The sequence below is a fragment of the Rhodococcus sp. ACPA4 genome (assembly GCF_002300185.1).
Taxonomy (GTDB): Bacteria; Actinomycetota; Actinomycetes; order Mycobacteriales; family Mycobacteriaceae; genus Rhodococcus_F; species Rhodococcus_F globerula.
The window spans coordinates 111,263-123,427 of the sequence record NZ_NSDY01000003.1; the positions used below are offsets into that span (position 1 = coordinate 111,263).

Annotated in this window: 11 protein-coding genes; 3 read left to right on the plus strand and 8 right to left on the minus strand. The window is 60.2% G+C overall.

Features of this window, described 5'->3' with window-relative positions:
* The first annotated feature begins 10 nt into the window (after positions 1-10).
* Complete coding sequence (locus tag CJ178_RS30640) at positions 11-571, plus strand: hypothetical protein (RefSeq protein WP_095888835.1); 561 nt, start codon at positions 11-13, stop codon at positions 569-571.
* Complete coding sequence (locus CJ178_RS30645) at positions 568-897, plus strand: hypothetical protein (protein WP_095888836.1); 330 nt, start codon at positions 568-570, stop codon at positions 895-897. Before CJ178_RS30640 ends, CJ178_RS30645 begins: the two co-directional genes overlap by 4 nt.
* Positions 898-2,618: 1,721 nt before the next feature.
* Here the strand turns inward: CJ178_RS30645 and CJ178_RS30660 are convergent.
* From CJ178_RS30660 to CJ178_RS32570, 8 genes are all read right to left on the minus strand, one after another.
* Positions 2,619-2,864: a hypothetical protein gene (locus tag CJ178_RS30660; RefSeq protein ID WP_095888839.1), complete on the minus strand. Its 246-nt coding sequence runs from the start codon at positions 2,862-2,864 to the stop codon at positions 2,619-2,621.
* A gap of 642 nt (positions 2,865-3,506) precedes the next feature.
* Positions 3,507-3,758, minus strand: a complete 252-nt coding sequence (locus CJ178_RS30665) for a hypothetical protein (RefSeq protein ID WP_257013599.1) — start codon at positions 3,756-3,758, stop codon at positions 3,507-3,509.
* A gap of 1,442 nt (positions 3,759-5,200) precedes the next feature.
* Complete coding sequence (locus tag CJ178_RS32985; protein WP_179300886.1) at positions 5,201-5,356, minus strand: hypothetical protein; 156 nt, start codon at positions 5,354-5,356, stop codon at positions 5,201-5,203.
* A gap of 1,320 nt (positions 5,357-6,676) precedes the next feature.
* Positions 6,677-7,492 carry a TIGR03084 family metal-binding protein gene (locus CJ178_RS30675; RefSeq protein WP_095888840.1) on the minus strand — a complete coding sequence of 272 codons (816 nt, stop codon included), beginning with the start codon at positions 7,490-7,492 and terminating at the stop codon, positions 6,677-6,679.
* 523 nt (positions 7,493-8,015) lie between these two features.
* Entirely contained in the window at positions 8,016-8,900 is an 885-nt protein-coding gene (locus CJ178_RS30685; RefSeq protein ID WP_095888842.1) for a mycofactocin-coupled SDR family oxidoreductase, read from the minus strand.
* On the minus strand, positions 8,897-9,598 hold the full coding sequence (locus CJ178_RS30690; RefSeq protein ID WP_095888843.1) for a glutathione S-transferase family protein: 702 nt from the start codon (positions 9,596-9,598) through the stop codon (positions 8,897-8,899). Before CJ178_RS30690 ends, CJ178_RS30685 begins: the two co-directional genes overlap by 4 nt.
* Before the next feature lie 71 nt (positions 9,599-9,669).
* Positions 9,670-10,350, minus strand: coding sequence for a 1-hydroxy-2-glutathionyl-2-methyl-3-butene dehydrogenase (gene isoH / locus CJ178_RS30695; protein WP_095888844.1), 681 nt, complete (start codon positions 10,348-10,350; stop codon positions 9,670-9,672).
* 16 nt (positions 10,351-10,366) lie between these two features.
* Positions 10,367-10,543, minus strand: coding sequence for a hypothetical protein (locus CJ178_RS32570; RefSeq protein ID WP_179300887.1), 177 nt, complete (start codon positions 10,541-10,543; stop codon positions 10,367-10,369).
* Between the two features lie 734 nt (positions 10,544-11,277).
* On the opposite strand from CJ178_RS32570, the gene CJ178_RS30700 reads away from it, so the two are divergent.
* Positions 11,278-11,874: a TetR/AcrR family transcriptional regulator gene (locus CJ178_RS30700; protein ID WP_179300888.1), complete on the plus strand. Its 597-nt coding sequence runs from the start codon at positions 11,278-11,280 to the stop codon at positions 11,872-11,874.
* The last annotated feature ends 291 nt before the right edge of the window (positions 11,875-12,165 follow it).

The window sequence follows — 12,165 nt, forward strand, 5'->3', positions numbered from 1 at the left end:
ACACTTCGACATGAGTACCGATCCACTGCTCGTCAACCTCGTAGACCGAAACCGACCTCTCTCCGAAATCATCCTCGACCTGAGCACGGGGGCACTTCCGTCCCCAGCCTCAACAGGTCTACCGTCCCAGCGATGGTCGTGGATGGCGGATCTCCTCACCCACCCGCACTGGGGAATGACGGCGGTCGTTGACGGACTCGACCACATCTGCGCACCAGTAGCCCAGTTGTGCCGACTGACCGCCAACGCGATACATCCATTGAACCTGCGCCAACTCTGGGCAGCCGAGCAACAACCCACCGCTGAGATGCTCGCCCTGCACTCACCCAACAACACCGGCCATTGGGAAGTACTGACCGCGGTCCTCGAATTGCTCACCGACGGACTCGACCACTGCCAGGGAGCAGACGTCTCCGGCGTCGAAGCTGTCACTGCAGCGTTCACCGCCGTCATCACCTCTCAACACCCCGACACGGCCCGCACAATCATCATCGCTGCGATTTCACGCGCGGCACACCCCGTACCCGTCGAATCCCCGAAAACACCTGTACGACTGGAAGTTGCATCATGACAACATCGACGTACACATCACCGTTGGTTGAATCCATGATCAGTACCGCCGCTCGCTCCATCCTCGATGAAATCGGGATCGACTGCCCCACCGCGTCCGAGTCCGCAGAAGTACGTCAGCTCGCTGAAACGATTGTCCGAGAGACTGTCGATGCGCTCGCGGGACCTCGGAGACTGTCCGTTGGTATGCGTGAGAGCCTCCTCGACGTCGCTGATCTCGTGGCCACCGACGCGGAGACTGCCTCGGTCGATCAGATTCACGAGGTTGCGATCGCGCTGCGTGACCTGCTCGATCTCCACATCCCGGTGAGGGTGGATCGACAGTGATGGCGCTAATTCTCTCTGGAGTACTGGGACTGGCAGGTGTTGCAGGCGCGGTGCTTTCGCTGCGCACCGCGCATTTCTGACACCTCGCACGCCTGCGCATCCAATACCTGAACTTTGAGGCCGTCTCGCCTTCACCACGACGTGCCTCGTCCCGCCGCGCCCGCATCACCGAACTCGGCCCTACACCTAACGAAAGATGTCACCCACCACCAAGCATCAAACGTTGAAAAGCCTTGATATCCAACTCAATACACGCAGTGCTCGCAGAGACGACGAAACCCCCTTGCGGGGGTCCGTAACGATTCGCCGAATCAACACAGAGCCTGGCCGGGCTCTCGCCACCACTGACTGAAGACGAAATATCTGCTCCGCCTTCGGTACTGCAATTTTCTTCACTCACATGAAGGGACTTACCTGATGACAGGTAATACGTCTCAGGGTATCGCACGCCCTGAATCAGCGCCAACACTTTCACAACACGACCCCACCGGATCGGTCCACGCCCTCGACAGTCGGCCGGCAACGCCCATACCTGCGCTACCGACTGATGACGAATGGGACCGCGTGGTACGTCAAGCCACCGAAAACGTTGCCCGCATAGAAACACTCAACGCAACAAGCAACCAACGCGGCAATTCCTGGGCCCTCCCCATCAAAGATGGCCAACATGCCCGGACCCCCATCTGGACCAGCCGCACCCAATGGCAACACCAAGTCCGCACACTCCTCAACTCCCCCACCGGCGCCCAACTCTGCAAATCTCACACCGTCAGCACCGAAACCGTATTCGCTGTCGCCGTCACCCACGCCCACTACGCCGAAAGTAAAACCGGCCGCTCAATCACCGCCTCCCGCCGCACCATCGCCACCCGCGCCGGAGTCAGCGTTAGCGCCGTTAAACGCGCCAGACGAGTCCTCACAGGCCTCGGAGTCGCCACAGAACTCGTCCGCGGCCGCTACCTTCAAAAAATTGAATCCATGGCCGCAGAAGCACACCACGGGCACAGGCAGTTCCGTGCAGCGTCCGTCTGGGCACTGATCTCGCCCCGCGTCGCTGTCACAACTATCACCGCGCCCTTCAAGAGGTCCAGAAAGCGCTCTCGCGCAACACTTTGCGTCGCTGCACACCGCGCCCGCACAACCTCTCGAACTTCTCCACAACCCGGCGGCCGTGGCCCCCTATCCCCCTCTGGGGGATTTGTTCTTCCATCTCTTGTTTTGAAGTTCTCACCAACGCACGCGCACACGCGAGCGGGCAAGCCGAAGAACTCACAAAGATCCACGCCGCACCCAATCGAGTTGCAACGCACCGCCGCTCAGCTGATTTCTCACATTCCAGCGCTGAAAACGATCAAGCATGTCGGCCAGATCTGCGACGTGCTCGACCAAGCTGGCATCGACACCACCCGATGGACGGGCCGTGATATTGCCCGTGAACTCACCAGAGACACCCAATCTCGGGGCTGGGTCTGGCCTACACAATTCACACGACCGATTGCGTTCCTGCGCTGGCGACTGGCACACATCGACTGGTCACAGCCTTCCCCGGCCGAACGTGCCCGCGACAATGATCGGGCTCGACTGGCCGAACAAGCAGCGCGTCGACACGAAGCGTACGAGCGAGATTCACACATTGCTCACGCTCACACTCGCGCCAAGATCATGCGACAGCTGCGGGAGCAACTCTCGACGAGAACGCCCGCATGAGCCCGAGCAATCCGTCAGTCGGCGGCCGCAAGATCCTCGTCATCGGCAAAAATCAGCCTTCCGTCATCCAAGGCGATAGCCCACCGATGTACCGGAGCCCAATCCCGACCCACCGACTCCGAATCGATCACCATGTCCGCGTAATCCTCAACCACCACACCGGTACATGCCACGCCGCCGCTGCCGGGGCCAGGCGCAGTGACCTTGACCCGAGAGCCAACACCCGTCGCGCTATTGGTTCGGCCGTTCTTTTCGTTCATTCACGGATCCTCCACCGACCACACCCACTCGCGCGCACCATCCATCACACACTCACGACAGAACTACTGGTAATGAGGGCGCGCGTAGCGAAGTATCCCAAGATGCCACTGCCCAGCTGTTTGCCTACATCCAGGCGCCGAAAACAAGAATCTTTCCGACCATTTACCGACTATGCCCGATGCCCGCATTACCCGACGTTTCATTTCAGCCGGCAACAGCCACGGATGTCGGGTGCGGCAGCACTGCAACGAGTGAACAGCGAAAGCCGCCCCGAGAAGGTTTGAGGCGTCACCCAACGCCGGGCGTGCTTCGGTAAAGTTTCTCTCTGCATTTCGAATCCGAGATCGGAGTGCACCCTGCCCGCCATCACGCTGCCACGCAGAAGTCAGCGGGCCGCTACATTCTGCGCGCCGTCTCCCCAGGGTTGGCGCGCACGACTCGCCTGGCCGGTACTGACGACCGGCCAGGAGGATCACCTTTCTGGGCAACATTCGTTCGGTAAAGTCCAGTCTGCGTCCGACCCTCCAACGTCGATGCACGCCTCACCCGTGATGCGGTCACTCGTAACTCGGGTGAGGCATTTATTCCCTTCATGGACTGCCGCGCACGTCGCCTGAACCGTTAACCCCGGCCGATGGCAGTCAGTGTTGGTGAATTACGCCGTCGACGCGCACCGGAATCGGTGACCCGCCACTATCTTGGCTTGCCCGCCGGCGAAGTCCGTCGAGAATCTGATCGGTGGACAATCGGCGAAGGGACATCGCCACCGCATCCATCGGAAGGCTCTCTTCCTCGGTCATGTACCCCGACGCAATCAGCACTTCTTGTATCGGTGCATCGAACAATATGGCGACCCGTCGCAACACCTCCGGGGACGACGGAACTCGCACCATTGACGTCCACTGTCGAATCACAGACGGATACACTCGGAGCGCTCTCATCTCGCAGCTTCCTCATTGCTCGTATAGCTCCGCGCATCGATCTGTTCGCGACCCAGATGCTGAAGCCACTCTTGTTCGTGTGCGTCCTTTTCCCACGGGGTTATGGGATTGTCGGGACAGCAAATTGCGGGCAGTATCGACAACGTGCCGCGAGTGATCCCCCGAGGACTATGAATCAATTGGGGATAGTTCAGCGTTCAAGTGTCTGTTACCTGACGAAGACTGGCATTCGGCACTCAGTGCCGTATATCGTGTTTTTGCTCTCGCAGACTGCTGAGCCAGTCGCGTGACGAGCCGCCCCGCCGGCGTGACATCCCCCAGATCGTTGGCGGGGCACAAGACTGGCGCACCGCTTTCCGCCTCGGTTCTCGGTGCGCCCAGGACTCGCCGATCTGCTGATCACACACTGGCCGGCGAGTCCCACTCGGCCGTCCATCCCCCAGCCGGAGCCTGACAGGCATCACTCCCCAGGACCGTTCGCCGCATTAACCTGCCCGCGCGTCGACTCGGCATGGAACGGGGACCTTAGACCCTAAGCAATAAATACCGACCGGCTTATTCTTTTCGAGCACGAGCTTCGTGGACCGATGTGCTTCGGTCCGGGGAACGTGTAGGCCTTGTCGGACTGCCCGCAAAGTCGGCCCGACAAGGCCCCGATATCCGTTCTGTCCATTCCAGGGGGATGGACAGAACGGAGTTGCCACGAAAGCAGCCATGCCCCAAGAACGTCGAAGCAAGATCGACACCGCAATTATCACGGTCGCCGCATGTACCGCAGGCGGATTCGTTGTCGGCGCAGGCCATGATCCTGGCAGTGAGCGTTTTCCTCGGGGGAGGACTTGCCCTCGCGAGCTACATCATCAAAGGCGGCTGACTGCCCGCACCTCAACCATATTCGGCCGGCGCTGAACATGTTTACATTCACCAGTTTTCGGCTACGTTCCTTGCGCGACGGTGGATCTTCTCGGGCGTGGGGTCCGTCGCCCACGGCCCGCCTACCGGCTGTAACTCGCCGGAGGTGGGCCCCACAGCTGCGCATCGGCCGACTCGGTGCGTACGGCTCACCGGCGCGACACGTCCACCTCCTGCGTCGGTGAGCTCTTCCCCTGCTGCGACGAATATCGTCCGTCCCTAGACAGGCTTGGATTTTGGTCACCCACTTGAAGAAATCTCGTCAAAACCTGCATCTGCTTCTCACCGAGTCTTACCGTGGACATGCAGGGATCCGCTATGAGGGGAGTGGATCTCGGCGCGGATAGTGGGTCGCTGTGCTGTGTGCTCAGCGCGGACGACAACGAGCCCCGATCTCAGGCATGAGGTCGGGGCTCGTGGCTTTCGCAGATGGAAAGCCGCAAGGTAGCCGAGCCGCAACAGTGCCAACCCGGCCACTGCACCTACACAACGCGGAGGTGGGCGCTGATGCTGGCCAGCTGCTTAACCAACATGTCTCGACGCTCCGAGAGTCTCCGGATTGCGTTGTCGTCCTCGGCGAGCCGGGCACGGTTCAGCAGGAACTGGCAAGTGTCCAATTGATCTCTGACAGTAGTCATTGCCGTCACCTTCGATCACTTGTGTAGGTACGTTCTGAACCTGCCAGTGGAAAATGCGATATACATGGGCCAAAGTACCTACGTAGGCACCTGTTTTTCGGATCCGACATCGCAAAAGCCCCAATCTCATTGCGAAGCCAAGGGATTCGTGATTACTGGTACGTAAATGGCGAGGCCGAGTTGCTGGCCGCTACTTTCTATGCGCCCCTTCAGCGAGAGTTGAGCATACATCTCCACTGGAGAGGCGTCAGGCCTCGCCGGTTGCGACCCCCCGCTCCAGCGGGGCCTGTCCATGCTCAGGGTTTAGATCTCGCATTACCGGCGCCTGGCTGTACCGCTAACCTCACGAGTATGGGGCTTGCCGCACAAGGGCCGCTTGCTGGCTGTCTCTCTCACCAGCGGTGGACGGGGGAAGCGCATCGTTCGGGGTGCGAATCGCCCGCTGGCGTGCCGCGCTCACAAGTTCGATGCTGGAGGTGAGGCGCCGCGCCGCTCACCACTAGTTTTGAGCTGAGCCCATCTCTCGATTTGGGGCTTCGACGTCCTCTTCAACTTCTTGTCGATGATCAACTTGGTCCGCGCTGCATTAATCCGCACGTCAGTGACATGAGCAGCGCCTGGTGGTTCGAGTCTGTCATGACTGATCCTCCGAATCTTCACTGCAGACATCACCATGCGAGTACTTCATAAACAATGATGTCCGCGGCGGCCAACTCATCCGAACCGGCAAGAGTGCCGATCACCATCTTCCACACCATCGAACACCTCTGGAGTCACCGCTCCATGACCGATGAAGCGCCGCAGAGGTATCGACCCATCCTCCTCAACACATTGCCTGTCCTTCACAAGCCAACCGGCGAAGTTATCCACAGCGACTTTGCCATCAGTGCCAACTGCCGTCGACACTGAACGCAAAATCGTCCCCCAGCAGAGTCGGACTCCTCCTCATCTGCCAGGTAAGCGTCGTCAATCCGGCAGATGAGGTACCCACTTGCCTACTCCACAAGGACCTTTCGGTTACCGACGTACAAAAGACCGATTCCAGTCGCCGCACACTAGCGCTCGGGCTCGCCATGTCCATGCTCGGAGCCGAACCTTTAGAGCTCACGGTTCCCTCACTCGCATCACCGACTCCCCTGGGCTGCATCGACGTCCTTGCGGTGATGACCCCGGGGGCGTGGGAAACAACTTCCGACGCCGATCCCAGCGTTCCCGTCGGAATGCTCGCAGCGGTGGGAAACGTGTTGAAACGACGTACGGCGACAAAGTTGAGCCGTTCTATACCCCGTACGCTGCTTTGGCGTTTGATCAGGGAAAGACTTACGGCGACAGCAAGACAAACGGGACTGCCCCCATCGGCGCTCGACCCAATCCCGGAACACCAGCGAATGCCTGCGCGATGGACATCCACTCACCTGCCACATGGCCGGTGACGACGAGGCCTGTGTCCGCGATATTGCGGCGCTGGGTGACAACAAGAGCAAAGTCCCACGCCGAACCGGAAACACTATTCTGGCCGCACTCTGGTCCCCACCGCCATTCGTCTCCGTCAGGCGCGGTCAACACAACACCGACTGGCTCCGTGGGCGCCTCCATGCCGCGCAGCGCATAGCTGAATGCTCTCGTTTGCACGCCGAGGTGGCAAATATGTCGAACCCTAGCGGTTGGCTGTCGCTCGATTGCCAGCGCATCGGCTATGTCCTGCCCATGTGCCCAGGTTTCCATGAGCCGCGCCGTAATTGACGATGCGAGGCTCATAGACACGCCGAACCACGGCACTCGTCGAGTGTCCTCGGTGGCGTCAAAGACAGTGAGGAGGTTCTGTCGCGCTCGGTGGAGCCAATCGCGCGTCGCCTCGACGGGTAAACCCCGCTGCTGCTCAGCGATTTCACCTGGGAAATCCTGCGCACTCGCCATCAGGCTGTCAGCTAGCTGTGAGAACTCGGTGGGGTTACGCATGGCAAGTGTGGTTGCGTCGTCGAAATAGGCGAGATGGTTCAGTTGGTCTTGAACTGTCCACCCTTCAGCCGGCGTCTGTGTCATCCAGGACGCATCGTCGGCACCCTCGATCATCGACTCAAGCTCGGCGGTTTCCTCCCGGAGATCGGCGAGAATCTGCTTCGTTATCCTGGACATGTCATTCCTTATGTGTCTGACGCAATTGATGTTTGAGGACCTTGCCTAATTGAGTTCGTGGCGGATTGCAGGCCCTCGAGGGGCAAGTCCGCTCTGCCGATCACTAGCGACACCTGCGAATGACCCTCCGCGATACCGCATTCACGAAATGCGGTTCCGCCGCACTCTCATATGGAAGCTCGACCATCACCCACTTGGCCGCATCCCCCAACAGCGTGATCGATCTGCAGATTTGGCCGCTTCCCGCCAAGGGTTGGATCGACCCAGTCTCAGCCGTTTCCAGCTCGATCAACTCTGCCCGGCGCGACACCGCGAGAACTGGCTGCGTTCACGCACGGGAGTTCGAGCCCTTGGCCCTTCCTCGGACGCAGCCCGTGTCGCCCAGTGTCCCGACTGGACAACGCTGCGAACCCTTTTCCTGGAATGCCTTTCGGTGAACACGTTGGAGCTGACGGTGCGGCGCGATCTGTCGCATCACAGGTCGTTCCGTCTACCGAGAGAAACTCCAAGAAGATGACTATCCCTACAGGGCGGTGAACGGCGCCGTGAGAGACAGGGTGGCTCCGGCGTCTACTTTGAGCTGAAGTCCGGTGACATAGCGGGACTCTTCCGAGGCCAGAAACAGGACTGCAGCACTGATATCGCGCGGCTCGACCCATCCGGTTGGCATGGGGTGCGTCGCGGGGAAGGCCTGTTCGGCTTCAGCCCTGGTCGGCGACTCGAGATCCGGACGGAACGCCTCGTATATCGGTTGGCTGTACAGCATGTCAGTAGCGCAATTGGTCGGATGCACCACATTTGCCCGGATCGAATCAGGCGCAAGCTGCAGTGCCAGATCGTGAGTGAAGCGGGCCACGCCCTGTTTCGCGTGGGAGTACCCTGGGCCGCCGGCGCCTCTCGCGGGATTGTCCGTCCCTCCCTTTCGTACCAGACCCGCGATCGACCCGATCGTAATAATCGACGCCCCCGCCGACAGGTACGGGTATGCGGCCGAAACGGTGTTGATGACACCTACGAGGTTGACGTCGACTGCATCGAGGAACGCGCGCCGCGCAACACTCGCGCCCATTGGGCAGATTCCGGCGTTGGCCACCACGATATCCAGGTGACCGAGCTCGTCCACTCCTCTTTCGAGGGCTGTACGTAGCTGCGCGGCCTCGCGCACGTCGGCGACCGCCGTCACTGCCCTCTGCCCCTCCTGCTCCACCAACCGTGCCGTCTCCTCCAGGTCCTCCAGCGAGGCCAACGGATACCGGTTCGTCGGGATATCTGCGCAAATGTCGACGGCAATGATGTTCGCACCGTGCTTCGCCAACGTAACTGCATGACTGCGGCCCTGCCCCCTAGCGGCACCCGTGATGAATGCCACCTTGCCGTCTAGCTTCTTCGAACTTCTGTTCCCGCTCATGCCGGGGGTCCTTCGGGTCGGAACAGGAGTCGGAACTGCTCTGCGTTGTAGATGTTCTTCCGCGCCAGCTCTTCACGTGGGTCGGAGATCTTGACCTTCGCGGCCGGGCGCGCTGCGATTCGGTCCGACCATGCCTTCATATTCGGATAGTCCGATCCCGTAATTCCATGCCCACCGGCAACCCTCGCCCAGGGGTAGGTTGCAATGTCGGCAATCGAGTACTCGCCGGCGAGATAGTCCCGATCCCGGAGATGATCATCGAGAACTTTGTACAGGCGTGCCACCTCACCGACGTATCGGCTTCTCGCGTAAGGGTTGTCGATACCGTGCTTCGGGGCGTGCGAGACGAAGTGGGCGGCTTGACCTGCCATAGGTCCATGGTTCGCTACTTGCCAGAACAGCCAACACAACGCTTCCTGGCGGCCGCGGGGGTCGGCGGGCAGCAGCCGGCCGGTCTTTTCAGCGAGATACTGCAGAATCGCCCCTGTCTCGAAGAGCGCGATTGGCTCGCCTCCGGGGCCGTCATGGTCCACAATCGCCGGGACCTTGCCGTTCGGGTTGATCCGAAGATACTCGGGCGTGAAATGGTCCCCGTCCTTGAGTTCGGTCCAGATGATCTGGTATTCAAGCGAAAGCTCTTCGAGTGCGATCAGAACCTTTCGCACATTCGGGCTCGTGTAGTAGTAGAGGTCAATCATCGAACAGTGCTCCAGAAGAGTCGATTACGGACGGTCAGATGTCGTACTGCTGGGCGATCCTCAACCGAGTCTCACCACTCGAGGAAGGTGCCGTCCATGTGCTGGAACCGGCCCGAGTTCTCGGGCGTGAGGTTGTCGATGTTCTTGATCAGGCCGGCAGCTGACTGCTCCGGGGTGATGTAGGTGTGCTCGCCGGGGAAGTCCTTGCTCAGGTCCGTCGCAACCATTGCCGGGTGGAGCAACAGCACGCTGACTCCGTCCTTGGACAGGTCGTGATGCAGATTCAGCCCGACCATGTTGGCTGCGGCCTTAGAGATCCGGTAGCTATACATGCCGCCAGATGTGTTGTCGCCCAGGGATCCGACTCGGCTGGTGACGATGCTGACCTTCGCGCCCTTGTTGAGCAACGGTCGCACCGCCTCGATCGTCCGCAGCGGACCGAGGGTGTTGATCTCGATTTGCCTGCGAATCAGGTCGTAGTCGAGCGACCCGACCTCATCAAGCCACATCACACCGGCGACATGGAACACCGCGTCCAGCTTGGCACCCGCGTCGGACAGCCGCGCAGCGAGTGCTTCGACCGACTCCTGCGAGGTGACATCGACGTACGGCTCGACTGCGATTCCGTCGGCGGCAAGATCGGCGCCGTCGAACAAGCATGCCGCGATGACGTTATCGCCGCGATCGTGCAGCTGGCGGGTGATCGCGTGAGCGATGCCCTTGTCGGCACCAACAACCAAAACAGTTGACATTGTCTAGCACTTCCTCTCAGGCAGAGACGCCGGCAACGGCGTCCTGCTCAGTTCCAATGATTTTTTCCGCAGCGAGCGAAGCGATTTCGTCGTTGCTGTAACCGATTTCCGCGAGGATCTCGGTGTTGTGCTGACCGAGCAGAGGCGCCGCCTTGGGCGCATCTGGAACCGTGCGCAGGAAGCGGGCCGCCAATCGTGCCTGCCGCAGACGTCCGGCCGTGGGGTGCTCGGATTCAATGATCGGTCACGCGGGGGCAGTTTGCCGCGGTCGGTATGCCGTGAGCGAGCTTTGTCGGACCCACCCCGGGCGGCACGGGCTAATACCGCGCGCAGCTCCTTGAGATGTTGGGTGTGATGCTCGACGATGCTTGCGAAGGCGTCACTATTGCGGTCTGCGGCGGTGCCGATCGGGGGTGCTAGCGATGCCATGACGTCATGTCTCCTCGGGTTGGTGCCGCATGTCTGAGGCTGTTGAACCGCCCCCGATCGAGCGATCCAGCGGGACGAGTTTATTAATTAACGTTCATAAATTTAAGGGCAGAGTACACCTGCAGCAGTCATGGGTAGCCCGGTCGGGATCTACTGTGGTGGCCAGCTTGAAACCGGCCGATCTTCGAGCCCGTAGGGATTGAGTTAACGAAGACTAACTGCCATTAGGGTACCCGTGATCAGCCAACCCGTCTAGACCCCTTCTCCCTCAGCAGGTTTCGATGAAGGCGATAATCCAGACACAGGCAGTCGATCCGACGCACGTAACCCGATCCGGGCTGAAGACCGCCCACCGATCGAAGCCCATACGCGCCGCCGCGGTTAGGCGATGGCGGAGATGAACCTGAGGGATCTGCCATGCTCGCCCCACCCAGGGGGTCGCGAGCCCGGAACGTGCTAAATTAATGAACGTTAATTTATCATGCTATGCTGGAACCCATGACACGGTCAAGAACCTTGACGAGACCGGCTGTAATCGACGCCGCGTCGACGCTTTTCGCCACCCGCGGATACCGCGGAACATCAATGAAGGACATCGCTGGCGCGGTAGGGGTGTCCGCGCCGAATTTGTATAACCACTTAGAATCCAAGCAAGACGCTCTCGTGGAGATTATGAACACAACGATGGATCGTGGCCTGATCGCCATGAACCGTGCGCTTGCGGGTGTCGACGATGTGAGCGAGCAATTATTCAAGGCGACCGAGTCAATCGTCCTGCAATTCCTGCGCCACCCCCACGATGTGACGGTATGCGGTACAGAAATCTACTGCCTGGAGGAGACTAACCAGAGGGTGATCATCGAAAAGCGACGGCGATACACGAGCCGCATCATGGAGATCATTGAGAACGGCTGTGAACAGGGCCGATTTGCTACCGAGGTTCCCCGAGTTGCAACGTTTGTCGTCGTAGAAATGGGTAACAACGCCAAGTCATGGTTCCGGCATAGTGGAGATCTCCGCGATATCGATCTCGCGAAGCATTATGGAGAATTCGCACTTCGCATCGTCGGGGACCGCGGAAGTCTGCCGCAATAGTGGAATTGCGCGCGTTAGTCGGGCCGACTTGCTCCGAGCGCCGCGCCAGCTTGCGCTGCTGCCACGCCGACTCAGCCCGGCTTCCGGATTGCAGACAATTAACTCTCGGCGTCCTCGATGGCCCTACCTCCATCCACGAAATACCCAGCGGAGAAGCCGGCGGGACGGACACCCACACCGCAGTGCATACCGCGACCAACTGTCACCGCGCGCTGAGCGAGCGCACCGGTCACTCCCGCAGGCCAGGCGCGAGCACATCCTGTTGGACGCACTCGACAGCCAACACCGCTA